The organism is Pseudoalteromonas sp. H105, from assembly GCF_001469215.1.
Taxonomy (GTDB): domain Bacteria; phylum Pseudomonadota; class Gammaproteobacteria; order Enterobacterales; family Alteromonadaceae; genus Pseudoalteromonas.
On sequence record NZ_LOFH01000014.1, the window covers coordinates 44501 to 64199 of the forward strand.

The window sequence follows — 19699 nt, forward strand, 5'->3', positions numbered from 1 at the left end:
CAGCCATAACTATCAAATATAAAAGCTATTTTTGATCAAATACGGATAATCTCAGGCCGTAGCGGTGCCATTTTAGCTAAAATTTTATTTTGCACCGTATGACTTACCTTTTGTTCGTCCATGGCATTAATGAGCAAGTCAACGACCCGATTAAAATCAGCCTCAGTTATATTCATGCCAGTATGAATAGCGACCATGCTATCGCCTTTGTATTCACAGGGCCCATCCGTTAAAGCACATAAATGATTGATAAAACCAGCGCGAAAATGAGCGACATTAGCATCCATAAAGTACGCTAAAATCTTTTTATCATTCCCAATTTCATTAATAAAACTATCGGTTAAACGCTCAATGCCAACTTGTCCACCAAGTTTCTGATAAAGTGTAGAGTTAGTTGTTGAAGTGCATGCAGTCAATATGATGGCAAATAATAAACAGACTGTTTTTTTCATTACCAATACCCTGTTACTGATAGATACCACCCAGTTTGATTTTTCGCGCCTGCGATACTACCCAGTTCAAGCCATGCAGCCGTTATACTTACATATTTGTTAGGCATCCAAGCTATAAATATATCCTGCCAATCTTGTTCACCTAATCCTAGGTTGTTAGCCTTTTGACGATATTCTACGCCCAAAGCAATTTCGCGGCTAAGAAAAATAGCGGCGCTACCTTCAAACAACAACTCTTTGCTCGTATTTTCACCACCAAAGCCAAGTAAACCCAGTTGGTTAGCATCACTGTAGCGAGTCGTTAAGTTCCAAAATACGTTATACCCTACCAAAGCACCTAAATGTAATTTGCTCGCTGCTAAGTAAATATCCGTTCCACGCGTTTCTTGCGCGCCCACAAGCGTGGCAACTGTCCCATCATCAAGTGACTTGTGTTGTACCCCTAAGCTTAACTGCGGCCATGGACTGTAAACTATATCACCATATAATCGTACTTTTGCAGCAGTAATCGATTGTTCTATGGTTGTATCTAATGCTGGCACTTCAAAACGTTGCTGCGCATAGCTCAGCTCGACACGGTCAAATATATTTATTTGTGCACCACACACATCCAAGCTGTAATCCGTAACATCAGCACGACTACAAAAACCATTGATAGCAAATTCATCCTCACTGGCATAACCAGCCAGCTGCGCCCAAGGAACAAGCCCTCCACCAGCGCTACCTTCTATCTGAGAGACACCCGGTGTACCAAGTAATTTTCCCTGCCCTGCCGTAACACTTAAAGAATAAACCGCAATGAATAGCCCTGTGAAAACATTAAGCCAATTCATTATACTGCTCCAGCCACTGCTCAAATAAATCGGCTTTCAAAGGCCTACTCAAATAATATCCTTGGATATGATCACATTTTAGATCATGTAATATTTCTAACGATTCGCGGGTTTCAACGCCTTCAGCTACAACTGAAAACCCGAGCTGATGGCCCAATGTAATGGTTGATCTGACAATAAACTGATCTTTTTCTGACTGATCGAGTTTTAAAATAAAGCATTTGTCTAATTTAAGTTCATCAATAGGAAGCATCTTTAAACGCCCTAACGAAGTTTGACCAACCCCATAATCATCAAGCGATATTTTAACACCTATGGCCTTTAGGTTTTCTAACGCTTGAATGCCTTTTTCTTCATTCTCAATCATATCGCGCTCTGTTAACTCAATGGTTATCAAAGCCGGTGCCACCGAGTTACTTTTTAAAACATGTAACAAATTGGCGTGAAAACCGGGGTAAGCAATATCTTGTGCGGATACATTAATTGCGGCTTGCATAAAAATACCCGCTTGTTGCCACTGCCCAACTTGTTTCACAACGGTCGCAATAACCCATTCAGTAAGCTCAACAATTAAACCGGATTGCTCAGCTAAATCAATAAATAACTCAGGTGATACCCAACTACCATTCTTCCTTTGCCAACGGATCAAAGATTCGGCTTTGTCTATTTTTTGAGTTGCCATGTTAAGTTTGGGTTGATAGGTCATAAAAAGCTGCCCATCATCTTCTGCTATTGCTTGTTTAAGCTCATCAATGATGAGTAAGCTCTCTAAATGTTCTTCATCTTCACCTTCTTGATAATGATGAATGTTCTCATGCTCATCAGCAGCGCCATCAACAGCGATTAAAACACGGCGCATTAAGTCATCAGCAAGTGTTCCTTGCGCGGGGTAGGTAACAACACCAGCACTAAAGCGCAAATTAATTTTCAACTTTTGCAAAGTGTAAGGCGCTTCTAATTGGGCCATTAACCCTGATATACCCCTTTTCAAATTTAGGCTTGAGCTAGTTGGAAAAACCGTTAAAAACTCATCTCCACCGATTCGAGCATGAAAGCCCCCTAACTCATCTGAAAACGCCGCAATTCTGCACGCAACGGCTTTTAAGCAATCATCCCCTACTCTGGGTCCTAACTTGTCGTTGATATGACGAAGCCCTTTGATATCGATAGCAACTAAGGTGTATTCTTGATTTTCAGCAAGAGAATCATTTAATACTTCTAGCATAGCAGAGCGATTATAGAACCCTGTTAACGTATCATGCTTTGCGGCAAAACTGATTTGCTGCTCACGCTCGTTAATATCGTTACCCATGTTTCTAAATGCATCTATTAATGTCTTAATTTCGTTGCTTTGCTTATTACTCATCGAATCAACGCTGTAATTACCACGAGCAAATTGACGGGCCAAATTCGCCAATTGAGATAAAGGCATTGTTAGATTGTTAGCTAACAAGCTACTGGCAACAACACCAATAACAATAGTTAAGGCCGCCAGCAAAATAATGGTAAAGAACAACCGTTCAAATTCAGTGTAGCTTTGTGTTAAATCAGCACTGAGTAAAACATTCACTGAGTGCCCTTCAAGCGACGCGAGATGTAAGTTACGGTTGCGGTAAATAACTTGCTCTCCAAATATGCGCGAGGTTGTTGCTTGATAAAAGTAATCATTCGGAGAAAAGGGGGATGGCCTTGATAACAATGAACTGCGCACTAATTCATCTTGCTCAGCAATAAAGCTCACGTCCATGTTGGTTAAGTTTTTTAATTCAGTCGCCACCTCGTCCGTTATCTTAAAACCAACTAAACTATATGCGATGGTTCTTGGTGCTCGAACGGGTAGCAAGATTACTTGGTATAAATCGTTATCAAGTACCACAAAATTTGATTGCTCTGCATTGGTCAAAAGTTCGTTCATCATTTGCTCTAAGTCATTGCTAAACTCTTGATTAGGCTTGTTTGATGAAATTAATTTACCCGATAAATCAAGTAGCAACATTAGCTCAGCATTAATGCGCTGGCTATGATTGTACAATACGCTACTGATAGTATCGGCATCTCGCGTAGCAACAGCTTGCTTAAATCCAAAGTCAGACGTTAAAACCTTTGCGGCCGTTAATAGTAAACTTTCTTTTGCTGTTAAGTATTGCTTATAGACATTCTCTGCCACATTGATATCTTGTGTGACTTTTTTCTCATTGAATTGACTTGTTGACCACCAAAAACTAAATAAACTCACTACGGTAGTAAGTAAAACGAGGCCAACACAGACTATTATAACGCGATTTTTTAAGCTATTAGTCATTGTTAGCCTTAAACTTATTACCAAACGTGTTGCGAGGTTTCGGTGATTGAATGTTGATAACGACTGTTAAGCTGGCTGGTGCACTTTTTGTTAACGTTAATGGCGCCTTTACTTCAAGTGGAATTGTTTGTGCGGCATGCCAAAGTGTAAGCTCAGTAGGTAAAAAAACATCATCAAGGGCGATCTGCCCTTTTGTATCACTTTGATAAACACGAGGGCTATTTGCAACGTAAATATAACCAACCATCGAATCATGAATATTACAGCCAAGTACGACAACCCCCTCGTTCTCAAACTCAATTGGTTCATCAGGTTGCCCTGAATATAGCTTCAATTGAAAAGGCTTTGCTTTAGAAAAAGAGTACACATGATGGCGAATATTGTCGCTATTTGGAAAGTTAACTTGTTGACCTTTTTGAGCAATCAATAAAGTGGGAGCAAACCGTTTATCGACCTGATCCATCACCAACTTCGGTAAATTAGCACTCTCTTCTGCAGGGTTTTGAACGAGTAGTTCAACCACCGTATCGGGTAATGGCTGACCATGTTGATCTATAATGTCTAACGTAATACTCGCGGCAAAGGTAGTATAAGAAAAAAACAACATACTAAGCATTGCTAAGCAATTTATCATAATTCCTTGCACAACCATTTAAATATCCTTTGTGTTTATAACCACATTAATTATTTTTTATCAGGATGTGATTAAGTTAATTGAACTATGACTTCAATTGCAAGAATAAAAGCCCAATCACACTAAATAATAGTTAATCATTGGGCTTTTAAAAGTTGTTTCATAAAATAATGATAATTAAGGCTTAAAAATAAGGCCGTATTGCTCATCTAAGATAGCGATTACTTCGCCACGGGGGTCGCGTGGAATCGCAACGTCGTAACCAACAATTTTACTTGCAATACCTACATAAGTATCAGATACGGACAACATAACTGACTCTGGTAATACATAGTCTCGCGCTAACTGTTCGCGCTCTGCCATACGATCTTTGTTCAGCAATACATCACTTTCTGGTACGTTGTTAATAAGTAACTGACGGAACCCTTCTTTCGAATTTTCAACAATTTTGCCATTGCGATACGCAGGACCGTCCCAAATACGTGATGAATCAGGAGTACCTACTTCATCAATGTAAATGAGTTTATCAGTACCATCTATATCTTCAACGTAACCAAATTCAAACTTAGTATCAACAAAGATTTGATCCAATTTTGCAAGCTCAGCACTGATCAGGCCAAACCCTTCGGCAAGTAATTTTTCGTATTTTGCGACATCCGCTTCAGACTTAAAGTTAAATACATTCAAATTATTAGTGATGTTGTCTCGGGTAATATTCACATCATCCACTTCAGGTATTTCATCAACACCTGTAATAATGCCTTTTGTAGAAGGTGTTATAAGTACATCATCTAATTTTTGGTTAGCTGTTAAGCCTTCTGGTAGTTCTAAACCACAAAAATTACGTACACCTTTGCTGTAATCACGCCACATACTGCCCGTGATGTACTGGCGTGCAATGGCTTCAACTTTAACCGTACTCGCTTTACGAACAATCCATACATAAGGGTGTGGTATATCAACAATATGATTACCAGCTAAACCAGCTTCATCAAACAGCTTAAACCAGTGGGAGGCTACGGTATTTAGCGCAATACCTTTTCCTGGCACACCATTTAAACCGTTTTCACCTTGCCAAATACAGTCAAACGCAGAGATACGATCTGAAATGACCATGATTGCTAATTCAGTACCTTTTGGAACTTGGTAACCTTTCTCACTTATTAGGCGCGCACTATCTTCGTCAGTTAACCAATATACTGAACGTACTTTACCACTGTGAACAGAACCTTTGGTACGTATTGGCAAATCATCGTTTACGTCTAAAACTTTATAGCTAGTCATGCTATCTCCGGATGTATGGCATGCCCTTTACGGGCACAAATATAGATTGGGGTTATAAGCTGCTAATAATAATCGAGACAGCGTTAAATCACAATTAAAGGACTTTGTTGTTTAACGTGTTTTGTTTTCATTTTTGTCACTGCGTTATAGTATAACAGCAAATAAATCTTAACTCGCTGCATATGATCAATATACATAGACTTAGTTTTAAATGGCACACGCAACAAACCATTCCCACACTGACTATTCCCTCGTTAGTCATTGAGCCTGGCGAGCATGTATTTTTGCATGGTCCGAGCGGGTGTGGTAAATCAACGTTACTTTCGCTTTTAGCTGGTATTAATAAGCCAAGTTCAGGGTCTCTCTGTGTGCTAAATACAAACTTAGCGCATTTAAGCAATCGTAAGCGCGATGCATTTCGCTCTGATCATATAGGGTATATTTTTCAAAACTTTAATTTACTCCCTTATCTGTCGCCACTAGAAAACGTGATGTTAGGGTGTCAATTTTCAAAGTCTCGCCAACAAAAAGCATTGCAACAAAGCAGCTCTTTGGAACAAGAAGCTGCACGATTGTTAAGTGCCCTTGGTTTAACAACCGAACACCACCAGCAAAGCGTGGCAAATCTAAGTATTGGTCAACAACAACGCGTTGCTGCAGCAAGGGCTTTTATTGGAAGCCCAGAGCTCATTATTGCCGATGAGCCAACATCGGCACTGGATGCCAATAACCGCAGTGCATTCATTGAGCTATTATTTGCTCAAGCCAATATAGCAGGCAGTACTTTAGTATTTGTCAGCCATGATGAAAGCCTGCAAACACTGTTTAATCGTTCAATTAGCTTAATGGATATCACGGAGCAAGCAGTATGATATTAATAAAGCTTGCCTATAAAAGCTTACTAAACCGCCGTGGCAGTGCATTTTTAACCCTGTTTACCATCGCTATCAGCGTTATGCTGCTACTAAGTATCGAGCGCGTCCGTGTTGATGCTAAAAGCAGTTTTAGTAATACCATCTCTGGCACTGATTTAATTGTTGGTGCACGTACTGGTGATATTCAATTATTACTGTCCTCAGTGTTTCGCATTGGCCATACCAACAATGGCGTTAGCTGGCAAAGCTATCAATACATAAAACAGCAACGTGGCGTTGCATGGACAATTCCACTTTCTCTGGGCGATAGCCATAAAGGCCATGCAGTTTTAGGAACTAACACAGACTACTTTAGTCATTACAAGTACGGAAAAAAGCAAACGCTAGCGTTTAGTGAAGGTACTGCATTTAGCCATTTAAACGAAGTGGTAATAGGCAGTGAAATTGCTATATCTCTTGGCTATGCGCTGGGCGATGAAATTATAATTTCCCACGGAATGGGCAACACCAGCTTTCACCACCACGATGATAACCCATTTACCGTAATCGGTATTTTAAACGCCACAGGGACACCGGTGGATAAAACCTTACACGTTCCGTTGGCAGCCATTGAGCTTATGCATGGTGTAGGCCATTCTGAGCATGAGCATGAGCATGAGCATGAGCATGAGCATGAGCAGCATGAAAACCTAACCGGAGAGCCAAAGCAAATCACTGCTTTTTTGATGGGGTTTGATTCACCTTTATACACCTTACAAGTGCGTCGCAACATTAACCAGTATAAACCAGAAGCACTATTGGCTATTATGCCCGGCGTGACTCTACGTGAACTATGGGAAATGCTCTCAATAGTTGAGAAAATCTTATTACTGTTTTCATCAATTGTGGTGTTGGTAAGCTTACTAGGTATGTTAACGACCTTGCTAGCAAGCCTCAGTCAACGCCGCAGAGAATTAGCAATTCTACGCTCAGTTGGTGCCAGACCTTGGCATTTATTCTCCCTTATTAGTATTGAGTCACTCCTTATCACCTTGCTTGGGTGCATACTTGGCTGTGGTTTATTTTATGGTTTAATGAGCGTTGCAGCAGGCTTTTTACAAAGTCATGCTGGTATCTCTATCACTATTGCCATGCTCTCAGACTATGAACTAGGTTTGATCAGCGCTATTATGGCCGCAGGCTTTATCGTGGGGCTTATTCCCGCAACGCGCGCATATTTTTATTCACTTGCCGATGGCATGAGCATTAAAATTTAAGAGGAACACAATGCAGTATATTCAAAAGCTTAGCTTTTTAAGCTTGGTTATTATTAGTATAGCAATAAGCTTTTTCAGCTATGCTAATGCACCAAAGGAAATTTTTTGGGAAGATTTAATACCTAAAGGCCATGTGCAGATAGACACTCAAGATCAAGCCAGCCATGAAGGCAGTGAACAAAACTGGGTTCAGCCTGATTTAGATGCGCCTGTCGTAAAAGAGTTAGATGGCCAATCGGTTAGCTTACCTGGTTTTGTTGTTCCGCTAGAAGGCGATAGCGAAGTAATCACTGAGTTTTTATTGGTACCATACTTTGGTGCATGTATCCATGTTCCGCCACCGCCACCGAATCAGATTGTGCATGTCACAATCAAAGGTGGCGTACCAATCGAAAGCTTGTATGATGCTATTGTTGTAACAGGTATTATCAGCACTGAGACATGGAGTGCCGATATAGCTCAAGTTGGCTACAAGATAAAAGCAATTGGTGTTGCTCCTTTTGAGCTTTAACCCTAATTTAAACATTGTAAGCAATGCTTATACCCAAACCACCTCAAGATGCAGAATTCAGTGTTTCACAGGGGCTTAATATCAAGGCGATGCTTTGCAAGAATGGCCATCCCTTTTAAGAAGGAACAATACTGAGAGTAAGTGCCTGTGAAACGCCCAAAGGGTTGGTTTAAAAGCTATTTATACTGCGTTATTGATTTTAACAAGGGAACAACCATTATTTGCAATCAATGCCTTGCCTAAATCGCTTTTAATTCCAACGACGCTCGGATCTTGAGGTGGCTTGGGTATATAAGGTTTAACAATTAACGCTGGCATTGACTGCAAAAAACAGTGCTACGCTGCCCTAGGCGGATTTCAGTTAAGTTCTTTTTGCACACAAAACAAGGCTCACCTTTTCTTCCATACACTAATAGTTGCTGAGCAAAGTAGCCTGGTTTACCATCGCTTTGTGCAAAGTCTTTCAACGTTGTGCCGCCTTGTACAATAGCAGCCGCTAAGGTTTCTTTTATGATAGGCACTAACTTTTCATAACGCGCTAAAGAGACTTTACCTGCCTCTCTCTTAGGGTGGATGCCCGCTTTAAAAAGCGATTCATTTGCGTAAATATTTCCCACCCCTACAACCACAGCATTATCCATTATAAATTGTTTAATGGCCGTCTTTTTATTGCGTGATTGCTCATAAACACGTTTAGCTGTGAAAGCATCTGTCAGTGGCTCAGGCCCAAGTTTGCTCAGCAACGTATGACATTCATTTGGCGCTTGCCACAAGCAGCAACCAAAACGGCGAGGGTCATTTAACCTTAGTGCTTTGCCATTACCAAAAATAAACTCAATGTGGTCATGCTTTTTAAGCGGTTCGGCTTTATCTACCACCCGTAAATTACCTGACATACCTAAGTGTAAAATTACGCTACCAAGTTCACAGGTCAGCAGTAAATACTTCGCCCTACGCTCAACAGCAACAACGGGAAGGGCCTCAATCTGGTAGACTTCGTCAGGTACCGGCCAACGCATATTTGGATTGTGAATATTCACCTTAACTACTGTTTGTTGCAAAATATGTGGGGTTATTCCCATTCGACTCACTTCAACTTCTGGTAACTCAGGCATTCTAGATAGACTCTCTCGGTAAAAACTCAAAATTTACAAATAAATGTTGGGCTTTATCTGCATCAATTAAAAATACCCGTTGCGTACTTTTATCTAATAAATAATACCCTTGTGGTGCGCTGTACAATTGATAAAGCCAGGGTAATTGCTCACCCGCCAACCAGAGCGTTGCAACAGTAATTGGTTGGGCTAGCTTTGCTGGTGATACATCGCTCACACTTAGTTCTACGCGTTGCCAATCATTTATAAGTTTAACAATGTTTTCTTGGTTTGCAGACCACTCATTACTTGCTGGGCTTTCAATAAGGGGCTGACTGCGCCACGCAGTGCCTATTCGCTCAATTTTGTGCTCAGGAAAACTAAGCGCAAGAATAAAGCTTTGAGCTGGCAGGACCGTTTGTATGCTTGGCTGCTCAGGCACACTATTAAGCTTTTTGTGAAGGCCATTAAAAAAGAAAATCATCAATAACATAGAGAAGATTAATACATTGTTCCATGCTTTGCGACTGAGCTGCATTTGAGACTCTTTACTGAAGATTCAATTCACTAAAGTGTAACTAAAAACAGCTAAAATGGCACCTGTAAATATATCAGTCCCCACCTTCAAAATACTACATGCTTTGGTTATTAATTATTACAAAAATTCAGCAACGTGAAATGTGCCAAAGCACGATTACTTTGCTAGAATATCTGCAAATTTTAAGGAGCTCCGTCAATGTCAATGTATGTAGTGGGTCACAAAATCCCAGATTCAGATTCAATTTGTGGTGCAATTGCACTTGCTTATTTAAAAAACCAAATCGATGAGCCGGCTATACCAACTCGTCTGGGTGATATTTCACCAGAAACACAATTTATTCTTGACCGCTTTGGCTTTGAAGCACCTGAGCTTAAATTAAGCTATGCCGGTGAAGATGTTTACATAGTTGACCATACGGAAAAAACGCAAGCACCCGATGACATCGATGAAGCACGCGTTGTCGGCGTAGTTGATCATCACAAACTAGGTGATTTAACATCATCAACGCCGCTTGAATGTTGGATTCGTCCAGTTGGCTGTTCAAACACTATCATCAAAATGATGTATGACTTTTACAATGTTGACATTCCAAAAGACATTGCTGGCATCATGATGTGTGCAATTTTAAGCGATACTGTTATCTTTAAATCACCAACGTGCACTACCGCAGATATCAAGTGTGTTGAAGCGCTGGCTGAAATTGCTGGCGTAGAAGATTTTAAAGAATTAGGTATGGACATGTTCCGCGTTAAATCTGCGGTTGAAGACACCCCTGCACGTGATTTAGTAATGCGTGACTTTAAAGACTTCAACATGAACGGTAAATTAGTTGGTATTGGCCAATTAGAAGTTATCGACCTTGCTGTATTTGATGATATCAAAGCCGATCTAGAAGCTGATATCGCAGCACTAAAAGAAGAAGGTAATCGTCATTCAGTATTTTTACTACTGACCGACATCATGAAAGAAGGCTCACAAATGCTAATCGCATCTGATGATGCAACGCTTGTTGAAACTGCTTATGGTGAAACGCCTAAAGACGGTAAAGTGTGGCTTGACGGCGTATTAAGCCGCAAAAAGCAAGTCGTGCCACCACTACAGGATGCATTCACTAAGCTTTAATATGCTAAGTGCTAAGTGCTAAGTGCTAAGTGCTAAGTGCTAAGTGCTAAGTGCTAAGTGCTAAGTGCTAAAAACATTAACCTTGTGAGCTTTGCTTGCAAGGTTTTTTTATGTCTGAAACCTAAAGGTTACGGCAAATCAAAAACAAAAAACCCAGCATAAGCTGGGTTTTTGATATTCTGAAGAAAACTAAATTACTTGATTTTAGCTTCTTTGAAAATCACGTGTTTACGAGCCTTAGGATCGAATTTTTTGATTTCCATCTTTTCAGGCATGTTACGCTTGTTTTTGTCGGTAGTGTAGAAAAAACCAGTACCAGCAGTTGAAACTAAACGGATTTTATCGCGCATGATTCAGTTCCTTAAACTTTTTCGCCGCGAGCACGGATTTCTGTAAGAACCGCGTCGATGCCTTTTTTATCGATAATACGCATACCTTTAGTAGTAGTGCGTAATGTTACAAAACGTTTTTCACTTTCAACCCAAAAACGGTGTGTTTGTAGGTTAGGTAGGAAACGACGTCTAGTCGCGTTTCTCGCGTGTGAACGGTGATTACCAACCGCAGGACGCTTACCTGTAACTTGACATACTTTAGACATGTCTATATATCTCCAATAACTTCGCTCGAGCTTAATTTAACCTAAGGCCATGTATTTCTGCCCTAGAGAATAAATCGAAGGGCGCTCTTTATACAGCTTTTACAGGCAAAGATCAAACACTGATCTATCCAATCAGCTCATATGTAAATTTGATAGCGGCTAATTATAAAGATCGAAAGCCCTTAGGGAAAGTAAAAACTGCATTTAAATTAAACTAATTTAGCAAAAAAGCGTAAACAGCTTATTTTTAACACACTTATCAAGCAAACAACGCTAAATAAGGCCTCGCTCTGCAAAAGAAATACAGTTATCTGCGCCAACAATGATGTGATCTAAGATATTTATATCGACTAATTGCAATGCTTGCTGCAATTTATTGGTAATTAGTTTATCTGCTTGGCTTGGCTCTGCAATGCCAGATGGATGGTTATGCGCTAAAATAAGTGCTCCCGCATTATTTTTAAGTGCAGCCTTCACGACTTCACGTGGGTAGACAGATGCAGCATTAATCGTTCCATAAAAAAGTGTTTCCTCTTTTATCAACCTATTTTGGCTATCAAGGTATAACACCATAAATACTTCCTGCTGCAAACCTCTTAGTTCCAGTGTGAGGTAATCGTATACCGCTTGTGGGGAATTAAACACAGCTTTGCGCTGGCATTGCTCCATCATATAACGGCGACTCAACTCAAGTACGGCTTGTAATTGCACAAACTTCGCTTTGCCTAAGCCTTTTTGTGCACAAAAATCCTCAATCGATGCGTTAAACAAGTTATGTAACGTTTCATTTTGCATCATTAAATGTTGCGCAAGTTCAACCACATTCATCCCTGGTAACCCTGTGCGTAAAAAAATAGCGAGTAGTTCAGCATCACTCAATGATTTAGCGCCTTTGGCTAATAGCTTTTCACGTGGTCGTTGCTCAAATGGTAAAGAAGTTAACTGCATCATTTCGTCCCTAAAATGGAGTAAGTTCATATAACTGTAATCTATAAATTAAATTTCGCCTGTGAAATGACAAATAAAATTCAAATTAAAACCTTCGTCCACACGGCAAAGATTTGATATCGTAAGCGCATACACAGATGAGCTTCACGCTATGGCAGAGTAATAATAATGTTAGAGAATAAAAAAATTGTATTAGGGATAACCGGTGGCATTGCCGCCTATAAATGTGCAGAGTTAGTAAGGCGCTTAAAAGAGCAACACTGTGACGTAAAAGTGGTTATGACCGAGTCTGCTAAGCATTTTATAACGCCGTTAACCCTGCAAGCAGTCAGTGGTGAAATAGTCTCAGATTCATTACTCGATCCCTCAGCAGAAGCCGCAATGGGTCATATTGAATTTGCTAAATGGGCTGATTTAATTTTAGTGGCACCAGCCACCAGCAATATCATCGCCAAAATGGCAGCAGGTATTGCCGATGACCTACTCACCACCTTATTACTTGCAACACCAGCCAAAGTCGCTATAGCACCAGCAATGAATCAACAAATGTATGCTCACCCTGCCACCCAAGCCAATTTAGCAACCCTTGCACTGCGTGGCGTTAATATTTGGGGTCCAGGCAAGGGGGAGCAAGCCTGTGGCGATGTCGGTGCAGGTCGCATGCTTGAACCCAGCGAATTGGTAACATTGTGCACTGAGCCTGAGCAACCACAATTACTTACAGGTAAAACGATTACCATAACCGCAGGCCCGACCCGTGAAGCACTCGATCCTGTGCGTTTTATTTCTAATCACAGCTCTGGAAAAATGGGCTATGCACTTGCCCAAGCCGCAGCTGAACTAGGCGCGACTGTAAACCTAATTTCAGGCCCTGTTAATATTGCCCCACCAAAAGGCGTATCCGTTATTAACATAGAAAGTGCAGAACAATTATTACACCACTCATTAGCGCATGCCGTTAACTCAGATGCTTTTGTCGGATGTGCCGCTGTGGCAGATTATCGCGCAGCCAATGTCGCAGAGCAAAAAATGAAAAAACAAGGCGACGAACTCACCCTCACATTAGTAAAGAACCCAGATGTGATTGCAGCTGTCGCAAACCTTAACGATAAAAGGCCCTACACCGTCGGGTTTGCCGCTGAAACGCAAAATGTCGCCAGCTACGCTAAGGGCAAACTCAGTAATAAAAATCTTGATATGATTTGCGCCAATGATGTCTCAAAATCTGGCCTAGGATTTAACTCTGATCATAATGCGTTAACACTTTACTGGCATGATCAGCAAAAAGAATTAGCCATAGACACAAAATATGCGTTAGCGCTAAATGTAATGACTGAGCTTGCTCAACGATTGTAAAAAGGCTGGAAACAAACTGAATAAAACATTAACATAGCCCCACTCATTCGCTCAAAAAATGAGTGGCCAACTCTGGCAAAGCCCAATAAATAATTAAAAGAAAGGAATGTTCATGCCTGCGACAAAAAGAAGTAATCGCAAAGAGCAAATACTACAAGCACTCGCACAAATGTTGGAAACAAGCTTAGGGCAACGCATTACAACAGCCAAATTAGCGGCTGAAGTGGGTGTATCTGAAGCTGCGTTATATCGTCATTTCCCGAGTAAAGCACGGATGTTTGAAGGCTTAATTGAGTTTATTGAAGACACACTACTTTCGCGTATAAACCTTATTCTTGAAAATGAAAAAGAAACCCAAAGCCGCATCTACAATATTCTATTATTGCTGCTAGCATTTGCTGAGAAAAACCCTGGTATTACACGAATTTTAACGGGTGATGCACTCCAAGGTGAACAAGAAAGGCTACGCGAGCGAGTGCAAAGCTTATTTGAAAAGCTAGAGACACAAATCAAACAAGTATTAAGAGAGCGAAAACTACGTGAAGGAAAAACCTTCCAAAGTGATGAATTAACTATCGCTAATTTCTTACTTGCGTATATTGAAGGTAAAATGAATCAGTTTGTCCGCAGTGACTTTAAAGCAAAGCCAAGCGCACAATTTGAAAAGCAATGGCTAGAATTGCAGAAAATTTGGTTATAGCGACCACTCAATTGTACTTTGACCTTGTGAGTCTCTCTTGCAAGGTTTTTACTTTCCACTCTTAACTCTCATTTTCGTGCACTTATCGCTTCTACTCGAATTGTTAAATAAACCCGTTATGATAAGGGTAATGAAACAAAACGAGAATTAATAATGAAAGCGCAATTATCCCTGCTTAGTATTGCCTTAGTGGCAAGCTTAGGTAGTGCAGCGGCTACAGCCAAAGATGCACTGCAGTTTAAAGATGTATTTGATTTTAAAGCAGCAAAAGGCACTCAGCTGTCTGAAGACGGTAACATTCTTACCTTTAGCGCCACACCTTACCGTGGTGATGCTAGCGGCCAAGTTTATAACCTAACTAATAACAAATTGATTGCAGAAGTACCACGCGGTACAAAGCCAACAATAAACAAAGCGGCAAACTGGGTTGTATTTACCCAAGTCCCTACTTTGCTCGAAAAAGAAACCACTAAAAAGAAAAACACACTTAAAAATAACCTCGTGTTAGTTAATACTCTCAGTGGTGAGCAGCAACAGTTCGATGATGTAAAAGACTATAAGCTTTCAGATGACGGTAACTGGCTCGCGTATCGCTTAAACAAAAAAGCCGATAAAGAGGATGATTCAAGTGCTGCCGATAAAGACAAAACAAGTGAAATCAAACCTGATAAAAAAGATACCGCTTTTGATTTAGTTATTGTTAACTTAAACAATAAAATCAGCCACACGATTTCTCAGGTATTTAGCTACGCAATAAGCAGTGACGCAGCTCAACTGCTTGCAAGCCAAATAGACAAAGATGGCACAGACAACCAAGTGACCCTGCTCACACTTAATAATGACTTTACCAGCAGTGTACTGATTGATGAGCCTGGTGTTGTCGTTAATAAAATAGCGTGGCACCCGACGCAAAACATTGTGGCCTTTACGCTAGGCAATTATGTTAATGATGATATGCGCCGTCGTGACTACCAGTTAAAGCTTTATAAAAACGAGCAACTAACTGATATAAAATCGGCTGATAGAGCATGGCAAATAGGTAAAACGGCCAAGCTTGAATGGTCAGAAGACGGTGAGCGCCTTTACTTTGAAAACAGACCTAAGCTTGCAGCTAAAGTTAAAGCAAAAGAATATAGCGATGAAGCATCACTGTATGACTACGACACTATTCGCGACCAAAAAGGCTTAAATGTTTGGCACAATAACGATGCTGAAATTAAGCCGCGTGAAGAACAACAATGGAATAGAGCCAATAAAAACCGCCATTATCAAAGCGTTTATTTTCTAAACAATAATAAATCAGTGCAATTGAGCACCCCTGAAATGCCAGTGGTTGCACTTAATACCAAGCGTGATGCACTGCTTGGTTATAACAATCAAGCCTATCTTGAGCGAATTATGTATGGCGGCTTTTTTGCTGATTATTATGCGGTTGATGTAAAAACGGGTGCGCAAAAGTCAATTATTAAAGATTATCCATTTAGACCAAGCCTTTCACCAAATGGTGAATTTGCCGCTTACTTTAATGACAGCCAAGTACAGTTGAAAGACCTAGCTAACAACAAAGTAAGCACCTTAACCAAAGCGATTCAAGCAACGTTTGCTGATGACAAGCACGACTACCCGTCTGCACAACCCGGTTATGGTTTTGCCGGCTGGCTAAACGACAGCAGCCAAGTACTTGTTTATAGTAAGTACGATATTTGGGCGTTCGATGTAACCACGCGACAAGCTACGCAATTGACTAATGGCAAGAAAAACAACACCCAGTATCGTGTTATTAAGCTGGATAGAGAGCTGGTTGGTTTTAATAAAGGTCAAACATTACTCGTCAGTGCAACGAACTTAAAAAACAAACAAACTGAAATTGCCAAATTAAACCTAGCGGATAACGCAATTACTAAGGTATTAACAGGCAACAAGCGCTTTGATGTTATTAAAAAAGCCAAACATGCCAATAAGTATTTATTTACTGAGCAAACATATCAGCAATTCCCTGATATTTACCAAACTGACTTTAGCTTTGATAAGCCACAAAAGGTCACTAACTTAAACCCACAAGTTAATAACTTTGCGTGGGGGCAAGAGCCAGAACTTATCAGCTATAAAGGTTTTGATGGAGAAGACCTACAAGGCGTACTCATTAAACCTGCGGGCTATAAAAAAGGCGATAAAGTACCAGTTGTGGTGTACTTTTACCGCTATATGAGTCAGCGCATGTACGACTTTCCTAAAATGGAGCTCAACCACCGCCCTAACTTCCCAATGTTTACGTCAAATGGCTACGCTATTTTCTTACCCGATATCCGCTTTGAAATTGGCCACCCAGGTAAGTCATCAACGCAGACCATGATCAACGCGACACAAAAGCTGATTGATTTAGGCATTGCTGATCCTAATAAAATTGGCTTACAAGGCCATTCATGGGCCGGTTATCAAAGTGCCTTTATGATCACTGAAACCGATATGTTTAAAGCGGTGGTATCGGGTGCACCGGTGTCTAATATGACTAGTGCCTACAGCGGTATTCGCTTAAAATCTGGGCTTGCGCGTCAATTTCAGTATGAGACTGGACAAAGCCGTATTGGTAAAAACCTATTTGAAGCGCCAGAGCTTTATATTGAAAACTCACCCGTATTCTTTGCCGATAAAGTTAATACTCCTATCTTAATTATGTTTGGTGATAAAGATGACGCCGTGCCATGGCATGAAGGTGTGCAATATTACCTTGCACTTCGCCGTGCAGGTAAAAATGCTACTTTCTTACAATACGAAGGTGAACCTCATCATTTGAAAAAATTCCCGAACCAAGTGGATTTTTCAATTCGTATGATGCAGTACTTTGACCATTATTTAAAAGGCAAACCGGCCGCTAAATGGATGATCGAAGGCGAAGCCTTTATTGAAGAGTAAACCTTAAAGTCACAAACAAAAACGCCCAGCAATTGCTGGGCGTTTTTATGAGCGTACTAAGTTACCTAGCTCGCTGACGATTACCGCCAACTCTTGGCTTAGTGTTAGCCTTTTTAAACTGACTAAACCCAGTATGACGGCTAAGCGCAGGGCGGCCACCTTTACTTGGTTTAGCGGACTTTTCATCACGGGTTTCTTCGGGCACTAAACAATTTGGGCCTTTACCAATAAGTTTAGCTTTGCCCATTTTACGAAGTGCTTCACGGATCATTGGCCAACCAGCTGGATCGTGGTAACGCAAAATTGCTTTATGTAAACGACGCTGACGTGCGCCTTTTGGGACAGCGACCTGCTCAGTATTATTTTTGATATTGCGCAACGAATTCATCTCTGTGTGATAAATCGTGGTGGCATTGGCCATCGGTGATGGATAAAAGTTTTGCACTTGATCAAGTTTAAAATCGTTTGATTTGAGCCATAACGCCATATTAACCATGTCTTCATCTTTTGTGCCTGGGTGAGCCGAGATAAAGTACGGGATCAAATACTGCTTTTTACCCGCTTCTTTTGAGTACTTATCAAACAGCTCTTTAAACTGATCATACGCGCCCATGCCCGGCTTCATCATCTTAGATAACGGCCCATCTTCAGTATGCTCTGGTGCTATTTTTAAGTATCCACCTACATGGTGAGTCACTAACTCTTTTACGTAACGTGGATCTTGTACCGCTAAGTCATAACGTACACCTGAGGCAATAAGGATTTTTTTCACTCCTTTTACTTCACGGGCTTTTTTATATAAATCGATTGTTGGAGTGTGATCAGTATCCATATGCTTACAAATATCAGGGTAAACACATGATAAACGACGACAGGTACTCTCGGCTTTTTTGCTCTTACAACGTAGTTTATACATGTTCGCTGTAGGACCACCTAAATCTGAGATCACCCCAGTAAAACCAGGTACTTTATCGCGAATTTGTTCAATTTCTTCAATGATCGACTCTTGTGAGCGACTTTGAATAATACGCCCTTCATGCTCTGTAATTGAACAGAAAGAGCAACCTCCAAAACAACCACGCATAATATTCACCGAGGTTTTGATCATGTCGTACGCAGGGATCTTCTCATCACCATAGCTTGGATGCGGAATGCGTTGATATGGTAAGCCAAATACCGCATCCATTTCATGCGTTTCAAGCGGGTATGCTGGAGGGTTAACCCAAATAGAACGATCGCCATGGCGTTGGAATAACGCACGCGCACAACCAGGGTTTGTTTCTTGGTGCAAAATACGTGAGGCGTGAGCATATAACGGTTTGTTAACACTTACTTGTTCAAATGCAGGTAACTTAACGTAGGTTTTTTCCCATGGTTTAGGGCGCGCAGGTTGCACTGTAATAGGCTTAGCGGCTTCTGCCTGTAAATCAATACCGGCTTTTTTAAATTCACTTTTGCTACAGCCCACATCATCTGCACCATATGGGTTCGGGATAGGGTCAATTTTACCAATTTTATCAATGGCCGTTGAATCACTGCCACGCCAACCTGGTATGGGCTCTTTACGAATAACCGCTGTACCACGAATGTCTTGAATGGTATCCATGGTTTCGCCTGCAGCAATACGGTGAGCAACTTCCACAAGCGGGCGCTCAGCATTACCATAAATCAGAATATCTGCTTTGGCATCGAATAAAATACTGCGGCGTACTTTTTCTTGCCAATAGTCATAGTGTGCAATACGGCGTAAACTAGCTTCTATTCCGCCTATGACAATAGGAATACCTTTGTAAGCTTCACGGCATTTTTGCGAATAAATCATAACAGCACGATCAGGGCGTTTACCGCCCACATTGCCAGGAGTATAAGCATCATCATGGCGCATTCGTTTTTCAGCCGTATAACGGTTGATCATTGAATCCATGTTACCTGCGGTAACACCAAAGAATAAGTTAGGTCTGCCAAGCTCCATAAAGGCATCTTTTGACTGCCAATCTGGTTGAGCGATAATACCCACTCTAAAGCCCTGCGCTTCAAGCACGCGACCTATAACAGCCATACCAAAGCTAGGGTGGTCAACATACGCATCGCCACTGATAATAATTATGTCGCAGCTATCCCAGCCAAGTGCATCCATCTCTTTTCGAGTAGTTGGTAAAAATGGTGCGGTACCATAACACTCAGCCCAATATTTTGGGTATGAGAATAAGGCTCGTTTGGCTTTTAGTGCGCTCATAGAATATGACCAATTGCTTCAAAAATGGCCGCAAAGTATACCCG

The 19699-nt window shown here is 40.9% G+C and carries 18 protein-coding genes; 7 read left to right on the top strand and 11 right to left on the bottom strand.

All coding sequences use genetic code 11. From position 1 onward, the window contains the following. Nucleotides 1-35 precede the first annotated feature (35 nt). The 5 genes from ATS75_RS18280 to ATS75_RS18300 form a co-directional block, all read right to left on the bottom strand. Complete coding sequence (locus ATS75_RS18280; protein ID WP_058561865.1) at nucleotides 36-452, bottom strand: group I truncated hemoglobin; 417 nt, start codon at nucleotides 450-452, stop codon at nucleotides 36-38. Then, nucleotides 452-1285, bottom strand: a complete 834-nt coding sequence (locus ATS75_RS18285) for a DUF3034 family protein (protein WP_082665522.1) — start codon at nucleotides 1283-1285, stop codon at nucleotides 452-454. Before ATS75_RS18285 ends, ATS75_RS18280 begins: the two co-directional genes overlap by 1 nt. Continuing rightward, nucleotides 1272-3587, bottom strand: coding sequence for an EAL domain-containing protein (locus ATS75_RS18290; RefSeq protein ID WP_058561866.1), 2316 nt, complete (start codon nucleotides 3585-3587; stop codon nucleotides 1272-1274). Before ATS75_RS18290 ends, ATS75_RS18285 begins: the two co-directional genes overlap by 14 nt. Next, nucleotides 3580-4239, bottom strand: a complete 660-nt coding sequence (locus ATS75_RS18295; protein ID WP_058561867.1) for a methylamine utilization protein — start codon at nucleotides 4237-4239, stop codon at nucleotides 3580-3582. The genes ATS75_RS18290 and ATS75_RS18295 overlap by 8 nt, the downstream gene beginning before the upstream one ends. A 159-nt stretch (nucleotides 4240-4398) precedes the next feature. After that, nucleotides 4399-5505 (bottom strand): phosphoribosylaminoimidazolesuccinocarboxamide synthase, encoded by a 1107-nt coding sequence (locus tag ATS75_RS18300; protein WP_058561868.1) that lies wholly within the window; start codon nucleotides 5503-5505, stop codon nucleotides 4399-4401. A gap of 182 nt (nucleotides 5506-5687) precedes the next feature. On the opposite strand from ATS75_RS18300, the gene ATS75_RS18305 reads away from it, so the two are divergent. Genes ATS75_RS18305 through ATS75_RS18315 form a run of 3 tightly spaced genes read left to right on the top strand, consistent with a single transcriptional unit; the run spans nucleotide 5688 to nucleotide 8147 of the window. Further along, the gene (locus ATS75_RS18305; protein WP_058561869.1) at nucleotides 5688-6377 is read left to right on the top strand and encodes an ABC transporter ATP-binding protein; all 690 of its coding nucleotides are present in this window, start codon (nucleotides 5688-5690) and stop codon (nucleotides 6375-6377) included. Then, on the top strand, nucleotides 6374-7636 hold the full coding sequence (locus ATS75_RS18310) for an ABC transporter permease (protein WP_058561870.1): 1263 nt from the start codon (nucleotides 6374-6376) through the stop codon (nucleotides 7634-7636). Before ATS75_RS18305 ends, ATS75_RS18310 begins: the two co-directional genes overlap by 4 nt. Before the next feature lie 10 nt (nucleotides 7637-7646). Beyond that, complete coding sequence (locus tag ATS75_RS18315; RefSeq protein WP_058561871.1) at nucleotides 7647-8147, top strand: DUF3299 domain-containing protein; 501 nt, start codon at nucleotides 7647-7649, stop codon at nucleotides 8145-8147. Nucleotides 8148-8452: 305 nt separating this feature from the next. Here ATS75_RS18315 and mutM read toward each other — a convergent pair whose 3' ends face one another. Continuing rightward, nucleotides 8453-9262, bottom strand: coding sequence for a bifunctional DNA-formamidopyrimidine glycosylase/DNA-(apurinic or apyrimidinic site) lyase (gene mutM, locus ATS75_RS18320; protein WP_058561872.1), 810 nt, complete (start codon nucleotides 9260-9262; stop codon nucleotides 8453-8455). 1 nt (nucleotide 9263) lies between these two features. Further along, nucleotides 9264-9779, bottom strand: a complete 516-nt coding sequence (locus ATS75_RS18325) for a hypothetical protein (protein ID WP_058561873.1) — start codon at nucleotides 9777-9779, stop codon at nucleotides 9264-9266. A 198-nt stretch (nucleotides 9780-9977) separates the two neighbouring features. On the opposite strand from ATS75_RS18325, the gene ATS75_RS18330 reads away from it, so the two are divergent. Next, nucleotides 9978-10904 carry a manganese-dependent inorganic pyrophosphatase gene (locus ATS75_RS18330; protein ID WP_058561874.1) on the top strand — a complete coding sequence of 309 codons (927 nt, stop codon included), beginning with the start codon at nucleotides 9978-9980 and terminating at the stop codon, nucleotides 10902-10904. Between the two features lie 194 nt (nucleotides 10905-11098). Here the strand turns inward: ATS75_RS18330 and rpmG are convergent, their stop codons facing one another. The 3 genes from rpmG to radC form a co-directional block, all read right to left on the bottom strand. After that, entirely contained in the window at nucleotides 11099-11254 is a 156-nt protein-coding gene (gene rpmG, locus ATS75_RS18335; RefSeq protein WP_004587947.1) for a 50S ribosomal protein L33, read from the bottom strand. 11 nt (nucleotides 11255-11265) lie between these two features. Beyond that, a complete protein-coding gene (gene rpmB, locus ATS75_RS18340) occupies nucleotides 11266-11502 on the bottom strand; it encodes a 50S ribosomal protein L28 (RefSeq protein ID WP_006793236.1) in 237 nt (78 codons plus the stop codon). A gap of 273 nt (nucleotides 11503-11775) precedes the next feature. Beyond that, the gene (radC, locus tag ATS75_RS18345) at nucleotides 11776-12450 is read right to left on the bottom strand and encodes a RadC family protein (protein WP_058561875.1); all 675 of its coding nucleotides are present in this window, start codon (nucleotides 12448-12450) and stop codon (nucleotides 11776-11778) included. A gap of 162 nt (nucleotides 12451-12612) precedes the next feature. Here radC and coaBC point away from each other — a divergent pair, with 162 nt between their 5' ends. The 3 genes from coaBC to ATS75_RS18360 all read left to right on the top strand — a co-directional run bounded on the left by coaBC (nucleotide 12613) and on the right by ATS75_RS18360 (nucleotide 17419). Then, nucleotides 12613-13806, top strand: a complete 1194-nt coding sequence (gene coaBC / locus ATS75_RS18350) for a bifunctional phosphopantothenoylcysteine decarboxylase/phosphopantothenate--cysteine ligase CoaBC (RefSeq protein ID WP_201020981.1) — start codon at nucleotides 12613-12615, stop codon at nucleotides 13804-13806. Nucleotides 13807-13918: 112 nt separating this feature from the next. Further along, complete coding sequence (slmA, locus tag ATS75_RS18355; protein ID WP_058561877.1) at nucleotides 13919-14506, top strand: nucleoid occlusion factor SlmA; 588 nt, start codon at nucleotides 13919-13921, stop codon at nucleotides 14504-14506. A gap of 153 nt (nucleotides 14507-14659) precedes the next feature. Further along, nucleotides 14660-17419 carry an alpha/beta hydrolase family protein gene (locus tag ATS75_RS18360; RefSeq protein WP_058561878.1) on the top strand — a complete coding sequence of 920 codons (2760 nt, stop codon included), beginning with the start codon at nucleotides 14660-14662 and terminating at the stop codon, nucleotides 17417-17419. A gap of 61 nt (nucleotides 17420-17480) precedes the next feature. Here ATS75_RS18360 and ATS75_RS18365 read toward each other — a convergent pair whose 3' ends face one another. Then, entirely contained in the window at nucleotides 17481-19655 is a 2175-nt protein-coding gene (locus ATS75_RS18365; protein ID WP_058561879.1) for a YgiQ family radical SAM protein, read from the bottom strand. Nucleotides 19656-19699 lie beyond the last annotated feature (44 nt).

Coding starts and splice junctions, on each gene's coding strand:
- ATS75_RS18315 (WP_058561871.1), top strand. CDS start 7,647: ATGCAGTATATTCAAAAGCTTAGCTTTTTAAGCTTGGTTATTATTAGT.
- ATS75_RS18295 (WP_058561867.1), bottom strand. CDS start 4,239: ATGGTTGTGCAAGGAATTATGATAAATTGCTTAGCAATGCTTAGTATG.
- ATS75_RS18290 (WP_058561866.1), bottom strand. CDS start 3,587: ATGACTAATAGCTTAAAAAATCGCGTTATAATAGTCTGTGTTGGCCTC.
- ATS75_RS18325 (WP_058561873.1), bottom strand. CDS start 9,779: ATGCAGCTCAGTCGCAAAGCATGGAACAATGTATTAATCTTCTCTATG.
- ATS75_RS18285 (WP_082665522.1), bottom strand. CDS start 1,285: ATGAATTGGCTTAATGTTTTCACAGGGCTATTCATTGCGGTTTATTCT.
- slmA (WP_058561877.1), top strand. CDS start 13,919: ATGCCTGCGACAAAAAGAAGTAATCGCAAAGAGCAAATACTACAAGCA.
- ATS75_RS18365 (WP_058561879.1), bottom strand. CDS start 19,655: ATGAGCGCACTAAAAGCCAAACGAGCCTTATTCTCATACCCAAAATAT.
- ATS75_RS18305 (WP_058561869.1), top strand. CDS start 5,688: ATGATCAATATACATAGACTTAGTTTTAAATGGCACACGCAACAAACC.
- ATS75_RS18330 (WP_058561874.1), top strand. CDS start 9,978: ATGTCAATGTATGTAGTGGGTCACAAAATCCCAGATTCAGATTCAATT.
- rpmG (WP_004587947.1), bottom strand. CDS start 11,254: ATGCGCGATAAAATCCGTTTAGTTTCAACTGCTGGTACTGGTTTTTTC.
- radC (WP_058561875.1), bottom strand. CDS start 12,450: ATGCAGTTAACTTCTTTACCATTTGAGCAACGACCACGTGAAAAGCTA.
- ATS75_RS18280 (WP_058561865.1), bottom strand. CDS start 452: ATGAAAAAAACAGTCTGTTTATTATTTGCCATCATATTGACTGCATGC.
- ATS75_RS18300 (WP_058561868.1), bottom strand. CDS start 5,505: ATGACTAGCTATAAAGTTTTAGACGTAAACGATGATTTGCCAATACGT.
- rpmB (WP_006793236.1), bottom strand. CDS start 11,502: ATGTCTAAAGTATGTCAAGTTACAGGTAAGCGTCCTGCGGTTGGTAAT.
- ATS75_RS18360 (WP_058561878.1), top strand. CDS start 14,660: ATGAAAGCGCAATTATCCCTGCTTAGTATTGCCTTAGTGGCAAGCTTA.
- ATS75_RS18310 (WP_058561870.1), top strand. CDS start 6,374: ATGATATTAATAAAGCTTGCCTATAAAAGCTTACTAAACCGCCGTGGC.
- mutM (WP_058561872.1), bottom strand. CDS start 9,262: ATGCCTGAGTTACCAGAAGTTGAAGTGAGTCGAATGGGAATAACCCCA.